The 19840-nt window shown below is 70.8% G+C and carries 21 protein-coding genes and 1 riboswitch; of the genes, 11 read left to right on the top strand and 10 right to left on the bottom strand.

Going from position 1 to position 19840, the window contains the following annotated elements; genetic code table 11:
* Window positions 1-69 precede the first annotated feature (69 nt).
* Complete coding sequence (locus tag ACGFI1_RS43525; RefSeq protein ID WP_386876478.1) at window positions 70-771, bottom strand: CTP synthase C-terminal region-related (seleno)protein; 702 nt, start codon at window positions 769-771, stop codon at window positions 70-72.
* Window positions 772-848: 77 nt separating this feature from the next.
* Between ACGFI1_RS43525 and ACGFI1_RS43520 the strand changes: the two genes are divergently transcribed.
* The 4 genes from ACGFI1_RS43520 to ACGFI1_RS43505 are packed head-to-tail and all read left to right on the top strand — an operon-like array spanning window position 849 to window position 3545.
* Window positions 849-1736, top strand: a complete 888-nt coding sequence (locus tag ACGFI1_RS43520) for a LysR family transcriptional regulator (RefSeq protein ID WP_392793505.1) — start codon at window positions 849-851, stop codon at window positions 1734-1736.
* A 41-nt stretch (window positions 1737-1777) separates the two neighbouring features.
* Window positions 1778-2590, top strand: coding sequence for a class I SAM-dependent methyltransferase (locus ACGFI1_RS43515; RefSeq protein ID WP_392793504.1), 813 nt, complete (start codon window positions 1778-1780; stop codon window positions 2588-2590).
* Window positions 2566-2928, top strand: a complete 363-nt coding sequence (locus tag ACGFI1_RS43510) for a hypothetical protein (RefSeq protein WP_392793502.1) — start codon at window positions 2566-2568, stop codon at window positions 2926-2928. The genes ACGFI1_RS43515 and ACGFI1_RS43510 overlap by 25 nt, the downstream gene beginning before the upstream one ends.
* Window positions 2928-3545 carry a TetR/AcrR family transcriptional regulator gene (locus ACGFI1_RS43505; RefSeq protein ID WP_392793501.1) on the top strand — a complete coding sequence of 206 codons (618 nt, stop codon included), beginning with the start codon at window positions 2928-2930 and terminating at the stop codon, window positions 3543-3545. Before ACGFI1_RS43510 ends, ACGFI1_RS43505 begins: the two co-directional genes overlap by 1 nt.
* On the opposite strand, the gene trpS is transcribed toward ACGFI1_RS43505, so the two are convergent.
* Window positions 3542-4609: a tryptophan--tRNA ligase gene (gene trpS / locus ACGFI1_RS43500; protein ID WP_392793499.1), complete on the bottom strand. Its 1068-nt coding sequence runs from the start codon at window positions 4607-4609 to the stop codon at window positions 3542-3544. The two genes, ACGFI1_RS43505 and trpS, sit on opposite strands and share 4 nt — an antisense overlap.
* A gap of 229 nt (window positions 4610-4838) precedes the next feature.
* Here trpS and ACGFI1_RS43495 point away from each other — a divergent pair, with 229 nt between their 5' ends.
* Together ACGFI1_RS43495 and ACGFI1_RS43490 are read left to right on the top strand one after the other, a co-directional pair.
* Entirely contained in the window at window positions 4839-5327 is a 489-nt protein-coding gene (locus ACGFI1_RS43495; RefSeq protein ID WP_138638183.1) for a MarR family winged helix-turn-helix transcriptional regulator, read from the top strand.
* A 47-nt stretch (window positions 5328-5374) separates the two neighbouring features.
* Complete coding sequence (locus ACGFI1_RS43490; RefSeq protein ID WP_392793498.1) at window positions 5375-6865, top strand: MFS transporter; 1491 nt, start codon at window positions 5375-5377, stop codon at window positions 6863-6865.
* Here the strand turns inward: ACGFI1_RS43490 and ACGFI1_RS43485 are convergent.
* From ACGFI1_RS43485 to ACGFI1_RS43470, 4 genes are read right to left on the bottom strand one after another with little or no spacing between them, the layout of a single operon-like run.
* The gene (locus ACGFI1_RS43485; protein ID WP_138638185.1) at window positions 6822-7727 is read right to left on the bottom strand and encodes a M56 family metallopeptidase; all 906 of its coding nucleotides are present in this window, start codon (window positions 7725-7727) and stop codon (window positions 6822-6824) included. The genes ACGFI1_RS43490 and ACGFI1_RS43485 overlap by 44 nt on opposite strands.
* Window positions 7724-8107, bottom strand: coding sequence for a BlaI/MecI/CopY family transcriptional regulator (locus ACGFI1_RS43480; protein WP_386876462.1), 384 nt, complete (start codon window positions 8105-8107; stop codon window positions 7724-7726). Before ACGFI1_RS43480 ends, ACGFI1_RS43485 begins: the two co-directional genes overlap by 4 nt.
* A 38-nt stretch (window positions 8108-8145) precedes the next feature.
* Window positions 8146-8820 carry a response regulator gene (locus tag ACGFI1_RS43475; RefSeq protein WP_138638186.1) on the bottom strand — a complete coding sequence of 225 codons (675 nt, stop codon included), beginning with the start codon at window positions 8818-8820 and terminating at the stop codon, window positions 8146-8148.
* A complete protein-coding gene (locus ACGFI1_RS43470; RefSeq protein ID WP_392793497.1) occupies window positions 8817-9929 on the bottom strand; it encodes a sensor histidine kinase in 1113 nt (370 codons plus the stop codon). The genes ACGFI1_RS43475 and ACGFI1_RS43470 overlap by 4 nt, the downstream gene beginning before the upstream one ends.
* Before the next feature lie 133 nt (window positions 9930-10062).
* On the opposite strand from ACGFI1_RS43470, the gene ACGFI1_RS43465 reads away from it, so the two are divergent.
* On the top strand, window positions 10063-11241 hold the full coding sequence (locus ACGFI1_RS43465) for a glycosyltransferase 87 family protein (protein ID WP_392793495.1): 1179 nt from the start codon (window positions 10063-10065) through the stop codon (window positions 11239-11241).
* On the opposite strand, the gene bluB is transcribed toward ACGFI1_RS43465, so the two are convergent.
* The 3 genes from bluB to ACGFI1_RS43450 all read right to left on the bottom strand — a co-directional run bounded on the left by bluB (window position 11138) and on the right by ACGFI1_RS43450 (window position 13091).
* A complete protein-coding gene (bluB, locus tag ACGFI1_RS43460; RefSeq protein ID WP_387077945.1) occupies window positions 11138-11764 on the bottom strand; it encodes a 5,6-dimethylbenzimidazole synthase in 627 nt (208 codons plus the stop codon). The genes ACGFI1_RS43465 and bluB overlap by 104 nt on opposite strands.
* Before the next feature lie 32 nt (window positions 11765-11796).
* Window positions 11797-11991, bottom strand: a riboswitch (cobalamin riboswitch).
* Window positions 11992-12009: 18 nt separating this feature from the next.
* Window positions 12010-12456: an NUDIX hydrolase gene (locus ACGFI1_RS43455; RefSeq protein ID WP_392793494.1), complete on the bottom strand. Its 447-nt coding sequence runs from the start codon at window positions 12454-12456 to the stop codon at window positions 12010-12012.
* Entirely contained in the window at window positions 12453-13091 is a 639-nt protein-coding gene (locus tag ACGFI1_RS43450) for a TetR/AcrR family transcriptional regulator (RefSeq protein WP_392793492.1), read from the bottom strand. Before ACGFI1_RS43450 ends, ACGFI1_RS43455 begins: the two co-directional genes overlap by 4 nt.
* A 131-nt stretch (window positions 13092-13222) precedes the next feature.
* Here ACGFI1_RS43450 and ACGFI1_RS43445 point away from each other — a divergent pair, with 131 nt between their 5' ends.
* Window positions 13223-13960 (top strand): SDR family NAD(P)-dependent oxidoreductase, encoded by a 738-nt coding sequence (locus ACGFI1_RS43445; RefSeq protein WP_392793491.1) that lies wholly within the window; start codon window positions 13223-13225, stop codon window positions 13958-13960.
* A gap of 323 nt (window positions 13961-14283) precedes the next feature.
* Window positions 14284-15585, top strand: coding sequence for an IS256 family transposase (locus ACGFI1_RS43440; protein ID WP_392793490.1), 1302 nt, complete (start codon window positions 14284-14286; stop codon window positions 15583-15585).
* A 642-nt stretch (window positions 15586-16227) separates the two neighbouring features.
* Here ACGFI1_RS43440 and ACGFI1_RS43435 read toward each other — a convergent pair.
* The gene (locus ACGFI1_RS43435) at window positions 16228-17472 is read right to left on the bottom strand and encodes an HNH endonuclease signature motif containing protein (protein WP_392793489.1); all 1245 of its coding nucleotides are present in this window, start codon (window positions 17470-17472) and stop codon (window positions 16228-16230) included.
* A gap of 649 nt (window positions 17473-18121) precedes the next feature.
* Between ACGFI1_RS43435 and ACGFI1_RS43430 the strand changes: the two genes are divergently transcribed.
* Entirely contained in the window at window positions 18122-18724 is a 603-nt protein-coding gene (locus tag ACGFI1_RS43430) for a TetR/AcrR family transcriptional regulator (RefSeq protein ID WP_392793488.1), read from the top strand.
* A 4-nt stretch (window positions 18725-18728) separates the two neighbouring features.
* Window positions 18729-19763, top strand: coding sequence for an NADP-dependent oxidoreductase (locus ACGFI1_RS43425; RefSeq protein WP_392793486.1), 1035 nt, complete (start codon window positions 18729-18731; stop codon window positions 19761-19763).
* Window positions 19764-19840: the final 77 nt, after the last annotated feature.

The raw sequence follows: 19840 nt of genomic DNA, 5'->3' as shown, positions 1-19840 counted from the left end.
CAGGGCGGGGCGGCGATGCCGGAACCAGTTCATCCGCTCATCGTCCCGGATGGGTCCGACATCGGATAATCAGTGCGACTCAGCCGCCGCGGCGAGGAACGCCGCGATGACCGGGTGGGGGCGGGTGCCGTCGCCCGCAAGCTCCGGCTGGAAGAGCGTGGCGAGGTAGAACGGGTGCCCGGGCAGCTCCGCGATGCGCACCTGCCCGGCGTCGTCGTGGCCGGTGAACCGCAGGCCGCCCGCGCGCAGCGCGTCCTCGTAGCGGGGGTTGGGGCCGAAGGCGCAGCCGTAGCGCTCGGTGCTGCGCGTCGTGCCCATGAGCCGCGCGGCGAACGAGCCGGGCGTCACGGCGACCTCCGCCTCGTGACCGGCGAGCGAGCAGGCCAGCGGCGTGATCAGCGCGTCGTCACCGGCCTCGCCGGGGTCGTTCTCGGCGTGCCTGGCCTCGCCCAGGCCGCAGACGTTGCGCGCGTACTCCAGCAGCATGTGCTGGAAGCCGCCGCACGTCCCGAGGATGGGAATCCCCTGCTCTCTGGCGGACCGCACGGCGGTGACGGCGCCGGCCTCGCTCTCGTACGGGCTGCCCGGTAGCAGCCACACCCCGTCGAACTTCTCCAGTCCGTCGCCCACGTCGCCGGTCGGGATCCAGTACGCCTCGACGAGGAGGCCGTCGCGCTCCCGGACGGACTCCAGGAGCCCCGGGATCCGGACGTGCGACTGGACGTGGGGGGACCGCTCCCCCACCAGGGCGATGCGTGCGGTGAACGTCATGCCCTCGATCCTGGCCCGCCCGCATGCTCAAGCGCCAACGATGATTCCCGATGGCTCGATAAGCAATGCTTATCCTCATGGATTCGCATCTCCTGCGTACGTTCGTCGCTGTCGTCCGGGCGGGCTCGTTCTCGGCCGCCGCCCGCGAACTGGGGTACACGCAGGCCGCCGTGTCGCAGCAGATCGCGTCGCTGGAGAGCGATCTCAAGGTGACGCTCCTGCACCGCCGTCCCGTCCGTCCGACGGAGGCCGGGGCGCGGCTGCTCGACCATGCCGAGCCGATCCTGCTGCGGCTGCGGGCGGCGCGCTCGGAGATCGACCGGCTGGGCGGGGCGCCCCGGCTGCGGCTGCGCGTCGGCGCCGCGCCGCTCGCCGCCGCCCACGCCGCGGGGGCGCTGGCCGCGGCCCGCCGGGCGCATCCGCGGCTGGACGCCGCCGTCCGCGTGCTGCCCCGCGCCGGCATCGGCGCGGCCGTGGCGACCGGCGAACTCGACATCGGGCTGGTGGACGGCATCGCCGCGCCCACTGACCCGCTGCGCCCGGACGCCGATGCCCCGGTCACGGCGGCCGCGGTGGCCGAGCGCCCGCTCGCGGTCGCGCTGCCCGCCGCGCATCCGCTGGCGTCCCGGCTCGGCCTGGACCTGCGCGATCTCGTCGACGCGCTGTGGCTGGACGCCCCGGACGTCGCCGCGCCGCTGCCTGACCTGCGCCGGGCGGCGGGCGTGCGGGACGGCTTCCGCCCGTCCCTCGCCTGCGCGGGCGGCGATCTCGCGCTGGTCGCCGCGCTGGTCGCCGCCGGGCACGGGCTGGCCGTCCTGCCCGCGGGCGCCGCCGGGCATCCGGGCCTGGCCGAGGTGCCCGTCCGCGCGCCGCGGGTCGTCCATCGCACCGAGCTGCTGTGCCCCCGCTCGCCCGGCCCCGCGGGTACGGCCTTCAGCGCGGCCTTGACGGCGGACGCGACATGAACCTATGTTCATGAACATACGTTCATAACCGAGGAGGGGGCATGGCGGAGATCGTCAACACGCACCAGGCGGAGGCGTGGAACGGGTACGAGGGTGAGCACTGGGCCACGCACCCCGACCGGTACGACGCGGTCAACGGCGGGTTCAACGACGCCCTGCTGGACGCGGCGGCCATCGGGCCGCACGACCGCGTCCTCGACATCGGCTGCGGGAACGGGCAGACCACCCGGCTCGCGGCCCGGCGGGCCCGGCTCGGCGCGGCGACGGGCGTGGACCTGTCCGCGCCCATGCTCGGCACCGCCCGCGGCCGCGCCGCGGCGGAGGGCGTCGGGAACGTGGAGTTCGTGCAGGCCGACGCCCAGGTCCACCCCTTCGAGGACGGCGCCTTCGACGTGGCGATCAGCCGGGTCGGGGTCATGTTCTTCGCCGACCCCGTCGCCGCGTTCGGGAACATCCGGCGGGCGCTGCGGGACGGCGGGCGGCTGGCGTTCCTCTCGATGGCGCCGATCGGCGACACCGACCTCCAGGCGGTCTTCGCCGCGCTGCCGCCGCGCGAGGAGGCCCCGATCGGGCATGACGGGCCGCTGTCGCTGTCGGATCCCGACCGCGTCCAGGAGGTGCTCGGCGCGGCCGGGTTCGGCTCCGTGAACTGCCGCCAGGTCGAGGCCGAGCAGATCTGGGGACGGGACGCCCGGGACGCGGCCCAGTTCTTCGCCGAATGGGGCCCGATCCGCTACAACTACGGCGCCGGAGACGACCTCGTCGACACGCTCGCGGACGCGATGCGGCGCTTCGAGCGCGACGGCGCCGTGCGGCTGCGGAGCCGGTCGTGGCTGGTGACGGCGCGCCGATGAACCGGGTCGTCGTCCTCGGCGGGTACGGGGCCGTGGGGCGGGAGGTCGTCGCGGGCCTGCGCGGGCACGTCCCGGAGATCGTCGTCGCGGACGCCGCGTTCCGGCACGTCCACGTGGGCGGGGACGGGTTCGCGGTGGCGGTCGCGTCCGGCGGCCGGGTCCGGTCGTTCGCCGGTCGGCGGCAGAGCCGGGCGACGGGCCCGGCCGCCGCGCTGGTCGTCCGGCGGCTGGCCGGGGCGCCGGCAGGCGTCCGGCACATCGAGGACGTCGCCGGCCCCGGCTTCCTGCCCGAGCTCGCCGCCCGCGGGTTCGCGCTCGGAGAATACGATGCGCGGTGATGTCACCTCGAAAAGCGGCCGCGCTGCGCGCCGGCGACCGGACCCTGCGCGAGCACCTGATCGCGACGGCGGAGCGGATGATGGCCGACCGCGGGACGGCCGGGCTGACCGTCCGGGCGATCGCGCGGGAGGCCGGCGTCGCCGACGGCGTCCTCTACAACCACTTCGCCGACAAGGAGGAGCTGCTCGCGCACGCGCTGCGGGCGCGGGCGGAGGCGGTGGGCCGGGCGCTCGACCCGCTGCCCGAGCCCGGCACCGCCACCGTCGAGGAGAACCTGCGCGCGTACGTCGCGCACGGGCTGGCGACGCACGGCGCCCTCGTCCCCGCCCTGGCCGGGCTGGTCGCGCAGCCCGAGGTGCTCAGCCGGTTCTCGGCGCTGAGCGGCGGCGAGGAGGACTGGCGGTCCCGGCTCGCCGGCTACCTGCGGGCCGAGCGCGACCTCGGCCGCCTCGCCCCGGACGCGCCGCTGGACGCCGCCGCGTCCATGCTCGTCGGCGCCTGCCACGAACCGGTGCTGTCGGCGCTCTTCCAGGGCGAGGACATCGCGCGCCGCGTCCCGCCGGCCTCCGCCGACGAGCTGGTCGCCGTCGTGCTGCGCGGCATCGCCCCGCGTTAGGACTCCATCGCCGCCCTCACCTCCGCCAGGGTGCGGTCGGCGACGGCGTTGGCGCGCTCGTTGCCCTCGTCCAGGACGCCGCGCAGGTACGTCCGGTCCGCGACCAGCTCGGCGCGGCGGGCCCGGATCGGGCGGAGGAACTCGTTGACCGAGTCCGTGACGACCTTCTTGAGCGCGGCGCCGCCGCCGTCCCCGATCTCGGCGGCGACGGCGTGCGGGTCGCGGCCCTGGCAGAGCGCGGCGAGCAGCACCAGGTTCGACACCTGCGGGCGGGTCTCGGGCGCGTAGGCGATGCGCCGGTCGGTGTCGGTCACCGCCCGCCTGATCAGCCTGGCGGTCTCGTCCGGCCCGGCGGACAGCGCGATGGCGTTGCCGCGGCTCTTGCTCATCTTCTGGCCGTCCATGCCGAGCAGGCTCGGGGCGGCGGACAGCAGCGCGTCCGGCACGGGGAAGACCGGCGCGTAGCGCTCGTTGAAGCGGCGCGCGATCGTCCGGGTGATCTCCTGGTGCGGGAGCTGGTCCTTGCCCACGGGGACCAGGTTGGCCTTGCAGAACAGGATGTCGGCGGCCTGGTGGACCGGGTAGGTGAACATCAGCCCGCTGACCGACGACTGCCGGGACGAGGCGATCTCGTCCTTCACGGTCGGGTTGCGGCTCAGCTCCGGCACCGACACCAGCGACAGGAACGGCAGCATGAGCTGGTTCAGCGCGGGGACGGCGCTGTGCCGGAAGACGGTCGCGGCGGACGGGTCGATCCCGGCGGCCAGGTAGTCGGCGACCAGGCCCTCGACGTACTCCGACAGCCGGTCGGCGACGTCCCGGTCGGTGAGCACCTGGTAGTCGGCGACGAGCACGAACAGCTCGACGCCGGCGCGCTGCAGCCGCACGCGGTTCGCGAGGGTGCCGAAGTAGTGGCCGAGATGCAGCGGCCCGGTGGGGCGGTCACCGGTCAGGATGCGGAACGCGCCGGGGTCGGCGGCGATGCGTTCCTCCAGCTCGCGGCTGCGCGCTTCGGCCGCGGCGGTGCTGGTGGCGGTGGTGGCGCTGGTGGCGGTGGTCTCCATGGTCTCTCCTCGGTCGGGAGCGGGCTGGGCGGCCGTCCCGCCGGACCGGCCCCGGGTCACCGAGAAGCAGAAGGGCCGTCCAGCGGACGGCCCTGTGGCATGCGCGAGCGTCGGCCGTCCTAGGACGGCCACCAGCCCAGACATACGCGGTTCATGCCCCCAGCATAGACGACGGCATGCGGCCCCTAGCAGATAATCCGCAACAGAACAACCTGGGTAGGCTGGCGGCATGACTTCGATGGCCCCCAGCCGGACGACGACGGACCTGTCGTTCCTGCTCGACCGCACCGGCCACGTCCTGCGCACCCAGATGACGGCCGCGCTCGCCGAGATCGGGCTGACGCCGCGCATGCACTGCGTCCTCGTCCACGCCCTGGAGGAGGAGCGCACCCAGATCCAGCTCGCCGAGATCGGCGACATGGACAAGACGACCATGGTCGTGACCGTGGACGCGCTGGAGAAGGCGGGCCTCGCCGAGCGCCGGCCGTCGTCCACCGACCGCCGCGCCCGGATCATCGCGGTGACCGAGGAGGGCGCGCGGGTCGCGGCGGAGAGCCAGCGGATCGTGGACGGCGTGCACGAGGCCGCCCTCGGGTCGCTGCCGGACGGCGAGCGGGAGGTGCTCGTCCGCGCCCTGAACACGCTGGTCACCGGGCATCTCGCGACGCCCGTCGAGACCGCCCGGCCGGCCCGCCGCGTCCGGCAGGGCAAAAAATAGATCCGTGATGGATCGTCTATAACAAAACCATCTGCTACGGTCGCTCCATGACCACGGAGACGACCCCTTCCAGCCTGCTGCGGTCCCGCTGGGCCGCGCTCGGCGTGCTGTCGGCGACCATGCTGATGGCGATCCTCGACGGCAGCATCGTGACCGTCGCCGCCCCCGCCATCCAGGCCGACCTCGGCTTCTCCCCCGCCGGGCTCAGCTGGATCATGAACGCCTACCTGATCCCGCTCGGCGGCCTGCTGCTCCTCGCCGGACGGCTCGGCGACCTCGTCGGCCGCAAGACCCTGTTCCTCGCCGGGAACGCGGTGTTCACGGCGGCCTCCGCGCTCGCCGGGGCGGCCACCACGTCCGGCGTGCTGATCGCCGCCCGCCTCCTCCAGGGCGTCGGCGGCGCGCTCGCCACCGCCGTCGTCCTCGGCATCCTCGTGACGCTGTTCACCGACCCGCGCGAACGGGCGAAGGCGATCGGGATCTTCAGCTTCACCGGCGCGGCGGGCGCGTCCATCGGGCAGGTCCTCGGCGGCGTCCTCACCGACGCGCTGAGCTGGCACTGGATCTTCCTGATCAACCTGCCGATCGGCCTCGCCACGATCCTGCTGGCGCTCCCCGCCCTGCCCCGCGACCGCGGGCTCGGCCTCGCCGCCGGCGCGGACATCGCCGGGGCGCTGCTCGTCACCTCCGGGCTGATGCTCGGCATCTACACGGTCGTGAAGGTCGAGGGCCACGGCTGGATCTCGCTCCACACGCTGGGCCTCGGCGCGGTGTCGCTGCTGCTGCTCGCCGGGTTCGCCGTCCGGCAGGCGCGGGCCGCGACCCCGCTGATGCCGCTGCGGATCCTGCGCTCGCGGAACGTCTCCGGCGCGTACGCCGTGCAGTTGCTCACCCTGTCGGCGATGTTCTCGTTCCAGGTGGTCGTCGCCCTCTACATGCAGCAGGTCCTCGGCTACAGCGCGCTGGACACGGGCCTCGCGATGCTCCCGGCCGCCGTCGCGATCGGCGCGGTCTCGCTGCTGGTGTCGGCGCGGCTGTCCAACCGGCTCGGTGAGCGGTTCGTGCTGATGGCGGGCCTGGTGCTCCTGATCGGCGCGATGACGTGGCTGACGACCGTCCCGGTGAACGCCGACTACACCACCGACCTGCTCCCGGTGTTCGTGCTGGTCGCGGGCGCGGGGCTCGTCCTGCCGTCGCTGACCGGGCTCGGCATGTCGAGCGCCCGCCCGGAGGACGCGGGCCTCGCGTCAGGAGTGTTCAACACCGTCCAGCAGGTAGGGATGGCGCTCGGCGTCGCGGTGCTGACCACGCTCGCCGCGGCCCGCACCGAGACCCTGCGCGCGGACGGCGAGGACGCCGCCCACGCGCTCACCGGCGGCTACCACCTGGCGTTCGGCGTCTCCGCCGGGCTCCTGGTCGCCGCGCTCGCGGTGTCCCTTCTCGTCCTGCGCCGCCCGAAGCCGCAGGCCGCCGTTCCGGAACCGCCCGCGCAGGCTAGTGAGGCAGGACGAGAAGCAGCAGCGGAAGGCCGGCGATGACCGGGACCGCGACCGACGCGGCGACGCGCATGCGGCGCGACACCGGCTCCGGCTCCAGCAGGCGGTTCACCCGCACCATCACCGGCATGTCGCCGTGCGCCACGCCGAGCGTCCCGGACGGGGCGGCCGCCGGACGCGCCGCGGCGAACCGCAGCAGCGCCGTCGCCAGCTCGCGCGCCGGGTGGTGGTGCCGGGCCCGGTCGTCGGCGGCCATCTCGATCAGCAGCTCCACCGCGTCCAGGCACCGCCCGACCAGGTGGAACTGCGGGAACACCTGGCGCAGCGACGTGAACGGCAGCAGCACCAGGTCGTGCCGCTCGCGCGCGTGCGCGCGCTCGTGCGCGAGGACCGCGGCCAGCTCGCCGCGGTCGAGCAGTTCCAGCGTGCCGGCGCTGACGACGACCTTGTGCGAGCGCACGCCCGGCACGCAGTACGCGGCGGCGCCCGGATGGTCGAGGACGAGGGTGCCGGGCACGGACGAGTCGCGGCGCGACACCAACGCGAGCAGCGCCCGGTGCCGCCGCCGGGCCCGGAACACCCGGACCACCGCGAACATCAGCATGACCAGCAGCACGCCGGCCAGGCTGATCGCGCCGAGCAGCGCCGCGACCTGCACGGCGCCGAGGCGTGCCGCCTGGTCGTCGTAGAGGCCGGGCAGCCCGCCGAGGACGCCCTTGCGGTACGGGAGGAGGGCGAGGCCGAGCAGGGCTCCGATCGTGGCGACGCCCCAGCACAGCCCGAGGGCCTGCCAGAGCGCGATCCCGATGCGCGGCGCTCGCCACGTCCACCGGGCGCGGGACAGGAAGTGCGCCCCGCCGACGGTCCCGAGAGAGATCAATGCGAGCAGGGCGGCGCCGGTCATGCCGGTGGTTCCTTACTCGTGAGGCCCGCGAGGGTCTCCCGGATCACGTCGATCTCGTCCCGCGACACGGACCGGACGAAGTGGGCGAGCGCCGCGTCCCGGTCACCGGTCTCGTTCAGCGCGCCCAGCATCAGCTCGGTCACGTACATCTCCCGGCTCGCCACCGGGTGGTAGCGCCAGGCCCGGCCGTCGCGCTCGCGCTCCAGGAAGCCCTTCTTGGCGAGCCTGTCCAGCACCGTCATGACCGTGGTGTGGGCGAGGTCCCGGTCGCCGGCGAGCGCACGGCTCACGTCACGGGCGGTCGCCGCCTGGTGGCCGGCGTCCTCCCGCTCCCACAGGACCTCCATGACCGTGCGTTCAAGCTCTCCCAGACCCTTCACGGCTTCAAGGTTATCCGACCGATACCGAGGTCACCACGTCAGGTAGTACTACCGCCGGTAGGGGGCGCCACGAGGCCCAGCTCGTAGGCGATGATGACCAGCTGCACCCGGTCGCGGGCGGCCAGCTTCGCCAGCAGCCGGGCCACGTGCGCCTTCGCCGTGGCGACGCTGATGTAGAGCTCGTCGGCGATCTCCTGGTTGGACAGGCCGCGCCCGACCAGGGTCAGGACCTCGCGCTCGCGGCCGGTGATCCCGGCGACCTCCCGCGGCTCGGCCCGCCGCGGCGCGGCGGCGGGCTCGGGACGGGCGGCGAACTCCTCGATCAGCCGCTTGGTGACGCTGGGCGCGATCAGCCCGTCCCCGCCCGCCACGACGCGGATCGCCGCGAGGATCTCCTCCAGCGCCATGTCCTTGACCAGGAAGCCGCTCGCGCCCGCCTTCAGCGAGCCGTACACGTACTCGTCGTCGTCGAACGTCGTCAGCATGATGACGTGCGCCCCGGTGATGCGGCGGGTGGCCTCGATGCCGTCCATGTCGGGCATGCGGATGTCCATCACGACCACGTCGGGGTGAAGGGCCTCGACCAGGTCGACCGCCTCGCGGCCCGTCCCGGCCTCGCCGACGATCTCCAGGTCCGGGGTGTCGGCGATCAGCACGCGCAGCCCGGCGCGGATGAGCGGCTGGTCGTCGGCCAGCACGACACGGACCGTCATACGGCCGCCGCCGGCGCCGGGATGCTGGCCGCCACCCGGAACCCGCCCGCGGGGGACGGCCCGGCGGCGAACTCGCCGCGCAGCAGCGCGACCCGCTCCCGCATCCCGACCAGGCCGTACCCGGCGCCGACCACGCCGCCGCGCCCGTCGTCCGCCACCTCGATCGCGAGCTCGCCGTCGCGGTAGTCGATCGTCACCCGGCAGCGGTCGGTGCCCGCGTGCCGGACGACGTTCGTGACCGCCTCCTGGACGATCCGGTACGCGGAGAGGTCGACGTCCGGCGGAAGCGCCCGCGGCTCCCCCGTCCGGCGGATGTCGACCGCGACCCCGGCGTCCGCGGTCGCCGCCGCCAGCCGGTCGAGGTCGGCCAGGCCCGGCGCGGGACCGAGCGGCACGGGATCGTCGGCGCGCAGCGCGGACAGCATCCGCCGCAGCCCTGACAGGGTGTCGCGGCTGGTGGCCTCGATCGCGCCCAGCGCGTTGCGGGCCTCCGCCGGCTGCGTCTCGATCACCCGTCCGCCCACGCCCGCCTGGATCGCGATGATCCCGATGCTGTGCGCGACCATGTCGTGCAGCTCGCGGGCGATCCGGAGCCGCTCGGCGGCGACGGCCTGCGCGGTCTCCCGCTCGCGCATTGCCTCCGCATGCGCGCGCCGCACCCGCAGCGAGTTGCCCGTCATCCACACGACGACCATCGCCAGGACGATGGTGAGCAGGAGCACCTCGTCCGCCATCAAGAACGCCGCGACCGACAGCAGTTGCAGGACGCCGGTGACGACCGCCACGGCGCCCGAGACCCAGCGCGGCCGTGTCGCCGCGATGTAGCAGACCGCGAGATCGGTGAGCAGGATCTGCCCACCCGCGACGACGCCGTTCGGCGTCTCCGACAGGGCCAGGATCCAGGAGAAGAGCAGGATCGCGTGGGCCGGGAGGGGGTTCCGCCGCAGCAGCGCGGCGACGAGCACGGTGAGGCCGACGCAGAGCAGGATGTCCAGTTCCCGCGAGATGAACCGCCCGGTGGAGAGGGCGAGGAACAGGACGCCGGGATAGAGCGCGGCTCCCGACCAGGCGAGAACCGCGCCGCTGAGACGGCGCACTCGGGCTGACATGGGCCGATCGTAACCGCCGGCCGTTCTCCCGCACATTGGCCCGCGGGCGTAATCCCACGGGCTAACGGGCGTTCCGCAAATGTGTGCGACGGCCCGATGCGCAAAAACTGGGCCCATCGACACCGTTATCCGCATGAAACGCTGGATACCACTGCTCTTGGCCATCGAAGTCGCAGCAATAGCAGTATTCTCCATCACCTACGACTCGCTGGATTTCCGCATCTACTGGCTGGGCGGAGACGCCATAACCGACGGGACCCGCCTCTACACGGAGCAGCTGGCCGACCACTGGTTCACCAACACCCCCTTCTTCGCCGCCCTCTTCACCCCCCTCTCCCTGCTGCCCCTCACCCTGGCCCGCGTGATCTGGCAATTCGCCGCACTGGCCGCCTTCATATGGGCATGCAGAATCACGATGAAACTGACCGGCCGCCACGTCCCCCTCATCGCCGTCGTAGCGGGCGGCCTCCTTCTGGAACCGGTCTACCACTCGTTCTTCCTGGGCCAGGTCAACCTCTTCCTGCTGGCCCTCGTCCTGGCCGACATGCACCGCGCCGCCCAAGGCCGCCCCGCCGGAATCGCCATCGGCATCGCGACCGCGATCAAACTGACCCCAGCCATCTTCGTCGTCCTGCTCCTACTGACGAGGCGCTCGAAGGACGCCGTGACCGCCACGGCCACCTTCGCCACCTGCACCCTGCTGACCTACGTCATCGCGCCGGAAGCGTCCCGCGTCTATTGGCTGGACACTTTCTACGACACGTCCCGGGTGGGCGTCCCGTACATCAGCAACCAATCCCCCTACGGCACCCTGAACCGCATATTGCGCGGCACGGCCGAAGTGGGTGACTGGTACACCGCCATCCCGCTGACGATCGCCGCGATCGGCTTGACGATCGCCGTCCTCTGGGCAAGAAGAGGCGACTGGCTGACCGCCACAGCCGTCACAGGCGCGACCGGCCTACTGGTCTCCCCCATCTCCTGGGCGCACCACTGGGTATGGATCGTCCCCGCCCTGGCGGTACTCCTCAGAAACAACAACCGGAAAACCGCCCTGGCCGCCTACGCCCTCTTCGCACTCTCCCCGCTCTGGTGGACGCCCCACAACGGCCACCCGCTCCAATACGGCTTCCACATCTTCCTGACCCCGATCGCCAACTGCTACCTGCTGGCCGGCGTGGCCTTCCTGGCCCACATGGCGATCCGCCTCAGGACCGCCCCGCCCACCGATCAAGGTGAACGGCGGCATCCAGCTCCCGCCGCTGCCGCCACCCGTGCCGTTCGAGATCCGGAGCGGATTGCAGACGGCTGACCGGCCCCAGACACAGCCAGGCGACCGGACGAACGTCCCCCGGAATGCCGAGCAACTCACGCACAAAGACCTCGCGGTAGAACGAAACCCACCCCACCCCCAAACCCTCCGCCGTAGCGGCCAGCCACAAGTTCTGAATGGCCAGGCAGACCGAGTACAGTCCAGCATCGGCGATCGCATGCCGCCCCAAAACCGCAGGCCCACCCCGAGCAGCGTCGTACGTGACCACAACCGAAAGAGTGGACTCCAGAACCCCATCAATCTTGATCTTCCCGAACCGCTCAGCCGCATCCCCTCGCAAGTCACGAGCGAATACAGCCCTCTCCCCCTGGACATGCTCATAGAAGGCACGCCGAAGCCGAACGTCCCTCACCAGAATGAAATCCCAGGGCTGCGACAGCCCCACGCTCGGCGCGGCATGCGCCGCCGCGAGCACCCGGTCGAGGACGTCCCGCGGAATGGGCGCACCGGTGAACTCGGCGCGCACATCGCGGCGACGGTGGATGACGTCGTAAAGCTCCATGGCAGGCTCCCGCTGCGTAGGGCCGCCGCAAGGCGGCCGCGTGGAGCGGGGCCGGTCTTCGGACTCCCGGATCGACGCTGGACCGCCCGCCTTCCCAGCCTTCCGGCCAGTGGCCGCGCAAACGCGCGTGGACGACAGCTCCCCGGTCACCGCGGCGGGCCCGTGCCGGATTCACACCGGCTTCCCGATTCTCCCCACGAAGGGGCACCCCGCGTCAGTCAATGCCACCGGCGACTCTACAGCCGTCAGTCGTCACGAACGAAGGCCGTATCAACGAGCCCCAGCCAAGCACCCTGGTCATCTGCGAGCGGCCGCGCCAACGGCAACGACACGAACCGGCAGGCGAACGTCAACCCCGCATCGCCCCCGTCACCATCCACCACGTGCTCCCAGGCGTCAGCCACAGAGGCCCCCGCGACAAGATGAAAGAACGACGTCCGGCGAGACTCCCCAGTACACGGATGCGGCTTCTCCTCCACGGCAATCCGCCGAACAACCGAGACATCGCTCAGCCCCGTCTCCTCAAAAACCTCCCGCAAAACCGCCCGCACCAAGCCTTCACCACCCCTGACACCACCCGCAGGCACCTGAGTCCCCGCTTCCGGCATCCCCACGTGATCAAAAACGAGCAGTTCAGGACCAGGCCCGTACCTGATCACATAAGCGGCGACACGAATCCTGGGCAGGCTCAACCGCCAGGACCGCCCTCCGCTCCCACAAGCGACAACCGACCCGGCGGCGGATACGGCAGGTCCGGCCGCGACTCGGCGGAAAGCCCATCAAGAGCCAGCTCGAGATAACGCCGCCAAGCCTGTGGCTCATGATCCAGTAGCGGCGCCGCCGTGTGCTGGATGCCGCTCAGCAGCAGGACCACATCGGTGCCGGTGACGTCCGGCCGCACGGCCCCCTGCCGCCGCGCACGGTCGGTGATCCCCTCCGCGACGTCGCGCAGCCGCTGGATCGCCTCCCGCACCTGCTCGCTCTGCAGGGAAGGCCGGCCGACGACCTCGCAGAACGCCCGGTCCCTGACGAAGATCTCCACCCCGGCGGCCATGAACTCCCGCAGCGCCCGCCCCGGATCGTCGGCCTCCAGCAGCGCGGTCCCGGTGCTCTCCAGCTCGTCCAGCATGCCGAGCATGATCGCCGCCAGCAGGTCGGCCTTGGAGGAGAAGTGCCGGAAGACCGTGCCCTTGCCCACCCCGGCGCACTCCGCGATCTCGCCGATGGACACCTCGACCCCGCGCTCGGCGAACGTCCGGGCCGCCGCGTCCAGCAGCAGCCGGCGGTTCCGCACCGCATCACTGCGCGACGGGACGCTCCTGGCCATGTGCCGCTCCTTCCTCCGGCGACCACTCTACCTAACGTGACCAATCGGTCCGCTTATGAGCTACTCTAAGGTGACCACCCGGTCCGCTTACTGTCTGACCGGAGCGCAGACCGCACATCGAAGGGAAAGCCATGAACGACAAGCTCGACGGAAAGATCGTCCTGGTCACCGGCGCGTCCTCAGGCATAGGCGAGGCAACCGCACTGGCCCTGTCAGCCGCAGGCGCGAACCTGGCCGCCGGCGCCCGCCGAGCCGACCGCCTGGCGACCCTCGCGGACAAGGCACCAGGCGAGGTACTGCCCCTGAACCTGGACGTCACAGACCAGCAGTCAGTGCAGGCCGCAGTAGCGGCGACCGTCGAACACTTCGGCGGCCTGGACGTCCTGGTGAACAACGCCGGGGTAATGCTCAGCGGCCCGATCGCAGGCGCCGACACCACCGAATGGACCCGCATGGTCGAAACGAACCTGCTCGGCTCGATGTACGCCGTCCACGCGGCCCTTCCGCACCTGCTGAAGAGCAAGGGCACCGTCCTCCAGGTCTCCTCGACCTCAGGACGGATCGCATCAGCGGGCGGCGCCGTCTACGCCGCGACGAAGTTCGGCGTCAACGCGTTCTCCGAAGCACTCCGGCAGGAGGTGACCGCCCAGGGCGTCCGCGTGGTGATCGTGGAACCGGGCTTCGTCTCGACCGAACTGGCCGACCACATCTCCGACCCGGCGACCCGGGCAGCCGCACAGCAGATGGCCGCGTCCATGCGCACCCTCCAGCCCGAAGACATAGCCAACGCCGTCGTGTACGCCCTCACCCAGCCAGAACACGTAGCGGTCAACGAAATCCTCATCCGCCCAACCGACCAAACCCGCTAACCAAGCACCCCTCCCCCGCCCCTGCACACCTCCACGCCGATAAGCCAACGCGCAAGCACCTGAGAACACGCCGCGTCGACAGGTGGCAGCCGCCCGGGCTGCGGACGCCCCCAGACCATGTAGACGGCACGACCGCTCGTGAGCATGGCCACCAACAAACAGGCGGGCAACCAGCCGAGGAGAACCGTCCCAGCCGCAAGCGCTCTCTGCCCGTGAACTGGCAGTTTTCCAAGCCCAGAGGGCTCACACAGGACGCGCCGGTTCGGCTGGAGGGTGGGACTGTACGGTTTTCGGTGTAACTCCTGATCAAGGAGTGACACCTGATGACGACATCTGAAGTGAAGGCAGACGGTGCGGTGGCCAAGGCCGACAAGCCCTCCAAGAGCAAGGGCGCGGGCCGGGTCGATCAGGACCTGGTCGGGCAGCTGGTTGCGCAGGCTCGAGCGCGGGGCTTGGAGTTGACCGGTGAGGGCGGGCTGCTGGCCCAGCTGACCAAGCAGGTGCTGGAGTCGGCGCTGGAGGGCGAGATCACCGACCACCTGGGCTATGACCGGCACGAGCGGGCCGGCGGCGAGAACTGGCGCAACGGGCACCGGTCCAAGACGGTGACCACCGAGGTCGGGCCGGTGGAGATCCAGGTGCCTCGCGACCGGGACGCCAGCTTCGAGCCGAAGATCGTGCGCAAGCGGCAGCGGCGGCTGACCGGGGTGGAGGAGATGGTGCTGTCGCTGAGCGCCAAGGGCCTGACCCACGGCGAGATCTCGGCGCACCTGGCCGAGGTGTATGGCGCGTCGGTGTCCAAGCAGACCATCTCCACCATCACCGACAAGGTCATCGACGGCATGACCGAATGGCAGAACCGGCCGCTGGACCCGGTCTACCCGGTGATCTTCCTGGACGCCATCCAGGTCAAGATCCGCGACGGGCAGGTCGCCAACCGCCCCATCTACGTCGCGTTGGCCGTCACCGTCGACGGCACCCGCGACATCCTGGGGCTGTGGGCCGGCGACGGTGGTGGTGAGGGCGCCAAGTACTGGCTGCACGTGCTCACCGAACTGAAGAATCGCGGGGTCGCCGACGCCTGCATGGTGGTCTGCGACGGCCTGACCGGGCTGCCGGACGCGGTCGCGAACGTGTGGCCGCAGGCGCTGGTGCAGACCTGCATCGTGCACCTGCTGCGCAACTCCTTCCGCTACGCCTCCCGCCAGGACTGGGACGCCATCGCCAAGGCGCTCAAGCCGGTCTACACCGCCCCGACCGAGTCGGCGGCGTTGGAGCGGTGGCTGGAGTTCGCCGAGGCCTGGGGCGCGAAATACCCGGCGATCGTCAGGTTGTGGGAGAACGCCTGGGCCGAGTTCGTCCCGTTCCTGCAGTTCGACCCCGAAATCCGCAAGGTCGTGTGCTCCACCAACGCGATCGAGTCGGTGAACGCCCGCATCCGCCGCGCGGTCAAGGCCCGCGGCCACTTCCCCAACGAGCAGGCCGCGCTCAAGTGCGTCTACCTCGCGGTCATGAGCCTGGACCCCAAAGGCACCGGCCGCAAACGCTGGATCTCCCGCTGGAAGGCCGCCCTCAACGCCTTCGAGATCACCTTTGAAGGCCGCCTGGCCGCCGCCCGCAACTAGACCCTGCAAGATCGAGTTACACCGTTAACTGGACAGACCCTGGACGGCCTGCCTTCCGGCCTACGACACTGACCCGAGAGCGTGGCGATGACACCGCCTTTGGCCAGTGCGGCTGGAACGGTTCTGAGGGCGCCGCAAGGCGGCCCGGGCGCGGTGTGTGGCGCAAGCAATCGGCCTCTGGGCCAACCCAGCGGTCGGTCAGCCTAGGGTGGCCCGGCCCGTGCTGCGGGGAGCGGCCAGATGTGGATGGACCTGCGGTCACGCGGTCTTTCGTCAAGCTGCAGTCGAGGGGGCTGGGGGAAGGCTCCAGGCCCGTGTCCGTGGCGTGACCGGGCGCGGGGTCTGCGCCTGCAATCGCACAGCCGTCGGCCGGCGCGGCTGGCGGACGGATCCAGGTACTTGGCTGGGGGGCGAGTCGGGCCGCGGGGATGCTGCTGCAGGTACGTGGCCTTGGGCCAGCTCGGCAAGCGACCCGCCCAGGGCGGACGGCGGCCCGGCCCGGAGCGTGCTGGTGTGGCGGCCGGACGGGCCGGGGCATCGACGCGCGGTCATGCGGCCTTGGGCCAAGGAGGAGGTAGGCGGCCAGGCTGAGGCGAGCAGTCCTTGGCCTGTTTGCCGCGACGGCAGGACAGGGCCTGCCGATCATGCGGCTTGTGGCCAGGGTGGTGGGCGGCCGGGTTCGGGAAGGGCTCTGGTTCCGGGTGGGTGGAGGCGGTAGGTGTAGCGGCCGTCCGGTGTTTTGGTGATGTGGAGGCGGTCTGGGTTGGTGTGTTTGTAGCGGTTGTGCCATCCGCAGGTGAGGGCGAGTTGGTCGATGTCGGTGGGACTTCGTCCGATGGCCCAGCCGTTGACGTGGTCGACCTCGCAGAGGCTGCCGGGTACTTCGCAGTCCTGGACGGCGCAGGTGGAGTACAGGGTCTCCAGGACCTGGCGTTGCGGGGCGGTGGCGAATCGGACCCGGTGGCCCAGGTACAGCGGAGTGTTGCCGCCGCCGAGCAGCAGGGGTGAGACTCCGGCTGCGAGTGCGATGCGGCGGGCTTGGGCGGCGGGGATGGGGGTGCCGTCGGTGAGGCGGGCGGGGGTGGTGCCGCCGGTGAGGGTGTCCAGGTCGCAGATGACGGTGACCTTGGTGGCCTTGTGCCCGCCCGACAGGACGGTGGTGAGTGCGGCGGCGGTGCGTTCGGACAGGTCGCGGTGGTCGTCGGTTCCGGCGGGTTTGGCCAGCGGCCCGAGGGTGCCGTCCCAGATGGCGGCGTCTTCGGCGTTCAGCCAGCCCTTGATGTAGCGGCCACCGTCCAGCGAACGCGTCGAGTCGACCCACGACCGCTCATAACCGCGTTGGGCGTCCTCGGGTGCCTGTTCGGTGCCGTCGCGTTCGGCGATGACGTCGCGGATCCGCTTGCCGAAGCTGGCGACCTTCCCGGCGGAGAAGCACTGGTCGACCATGCCCAGCAGGATGTCTTCGGCTTTGCCGCAGTCATCGTCGTCGAGTCGGGCGGTCGCGTCGGCGATGGTGGCGGCATATCCGGCCGACAGGTCACCAGCGGTCCACCGCTCGGTCATCTCGGGCAGACGGTGGCGCTGCCGGGCCAGGGTCAGGCGTTCCTTGGCGCGGGACTCGCGCATCCCCAGGCGGGACCGCAGCCACGATCGGGTGGAGGGGAAGCCCCACCGCTGCACCTCCCGGGCACCGTCCACCACGCCGATGAACCCGGCCAGAGCGGCCTCCTGCAGATCGCCTGCGGTGGCGAGGGTCTCGGTGAGTTCCATGCACGCCGCTGCCGATTCGGGGGCGGTGCGGGAGGCGAGTTCGGCGGCGATCGCCGATGCCGCGTTCACCAATTCCATGGTGGACGCGGCATCGAGGTCGACCGCGATTGAACTCATGCCCTTATGATATCCGGCCGGACGCCACTTCGTCCTTTCGAGCCGAAATTCGACCATGATTCTTTTGGACTTCCTTGATCGGCTCTCGCCTGTTTTCTCCAAAGGCTCATTTCGGGCATTTCGATTTGACGCTCTGCACTTGTGTGTTGTGGTTTCTTTGTTGGGGTGGGGGCGGCGCGTCAGGCAGAGGGCAGGCGGAGCCTGCCCGACGAAAGCTGCACTCAGGGGCCGTAGAGGCTCCGAAGTCAAGGGTGGGACGGAGTCCCATCGCGAAGCGACGCCGAAGGCGCCCTTGACTTTGGAGGGGCAGCCCCGTACGCAGCGCCGCCCCCACCACAATTCCACGAACATGCCTCGTACGAACATGCCTCGCAGGAACGACCTCCGGCGAACATCCCGCATCTCTCGACTGTTGGACGATTGTCGAGTTCACAGCACCGCGCCAGCCTTCAACCATGACATCTCCGCATTCCGGGCCGCCGGCGATCTCCCTTTCCGTTGAAGGCAAGGCACACAGCCGTCTGGGCACATGAACCACCCTGCGGGGTCACCACGTCGCACTCAGGCAAGCAGCTCGACACCAGCAGCCCTCCGTCTCAACCGTCTGCATACGGCCACGTATCCAGATACGGTGATGTATCCTGCGGCCATGGCGAGACGAGAGACGCGGGTCGAGCGGCAGCGGCGGACGCGTGCTGAGCTTGTGGTGTCGGCGGCGCGGCTGTTCGCGGAGCGTGGGGTCGCCGCCACCTCCGTCGAGGCGATCGCGGAGGAGGCCGGGTACAGCCGTGGCGCCTACCACAGCAATTTCGAGACCAGGGACGAGATCCTCAACGCCGTCGTCGCTCACGTGGTCGGAAGTCTCGGGCCGGAACTCGCCGCCACGCTGCATAGCCAAGGCAGCGTCCTAGCCCGGCTCACCTCCTACATCCGCACTTTTCTTGCGTACTGCGCGCAGCGACCAGTGGAGACGCGTGCCTTGATTGCCGTCGTCGCACACCGGGCGGCAACGGCGGCGGGTTCCTACGACGATCTCGTGGCGGCGTCCCTCTCAGACCTTGTGGCGCTGTTCGAGGAAGGCCAGAAAAGCGAGGAACTGCGTCGCTTCGACCCCGTCATGATGGCATCAATGCTTCGACGCACCCTCGACAGTGAAGGGCTGCGGGTCGCACTCGGCGCTCCAGTGGACGACGTCATCAGCGAACTGACCGCGACGTTCAGCCAAGCGACACGCTCCAACGAGAAAGCTTGATTTCATGCCCGTCCAGACCTCCCGCCAGATGGTGCTTCGTGAACGTCCGAGCGCGGGCATCACCGCCGACACGTTCGCTGAGCAGACCGAGCCAGTGCCTTCCCTCAAGGACGGCGAAGCGTTGGTGCAGGTCGTCTGGCTTGGAATCGACGCCACACAACGGACGTGGCTCAATGCCGACGCCACCTACATCGCACCTGTAGGAATCGGCGAGGTGATGCGCGGCAGTGGCGTCGGCCGCGTGGTCGCGTCCCGCAATCCGGTGCTGCCGGAGGGGCAGTGGGTCTATGGCGACCTGGGATGGCGAGAATATGTCGTGGCCCGCGACGGCGGCTTGTTCGGCGTCAACCCCGTCCCGGACGGGATCGATCCCCGCCACATGCTCACCGTCTTCGGCGTGAGCGGGCTGACGGCATTCATCGGAATGTCACACGTGCTGGACGTCTCCGACGGGGACACCGTTCTGGTCACCGGCGCGGCCGGGAGCGTGGGCTCGCTCGCGGGGCAGATCGCGCGGCTTCTCGGCGCTCGGGTCATCGGCACCGCCGGCTCGCCCGAAAAGGTCGCCTGGGTGAGGGACGTCGCCGGGTTCGACGCGTGCGTCGATTACCGCGCCGACGATGTCCCGGCCGCTTTGCGCGCCTTCGCGCCCGACGGGTTCAGCGCCGTCTTCGACAACGTGGGCGGCGTACTCCTGGAGAACGCGCTCGACCGGCTGGCCCTCCATGCGCGCATCGCACTGTGCGGGTCGATCTCGTCCGGGTACACGGCCACCGGATACGGCTCGGGGCCGTCCAACTACATGCAACTGGCTTTCCGGCGGGCTCGCATGGAGGGCTTCATCTTCTTCGACTACGTGTCCGAGTTCCCCGAAGCGCTGTCCCGTCTCGCCGGCTGGGTATCCGAGGGGCGACTGCGCTGGGCCGAAGACGTCATCGACGGTCTCGATAACGCCCCTGCCGCTCTGCAACGGCTCTTCGACGGCGCCAACCTCGGAAAACAGCTCGTCCAGGTGAGCAAGGAGCTGATTCCAACCTGAGTCCGCAGGTCACGGGGCGGTTGCGGACGGGTGACCGCCGCCCATAAGTAGCGAAGCTCCTGCTAGATGAGGTTGTC

The organism is Actinomadura geliboluensis, assembly GCF_043197915.1.
Lineage (GTDB): Bacteria > Actinomycetota > Actinomycetes > Streptosporangiales > Streptosporangiaceae > Spirillospora > Spirillospora geliboluensis.
The sequence above is the reverse complement of the archived record's forward strand: the minus strand, read 5'-3'. Positions and strand labels throughout refer to the sequence as shown.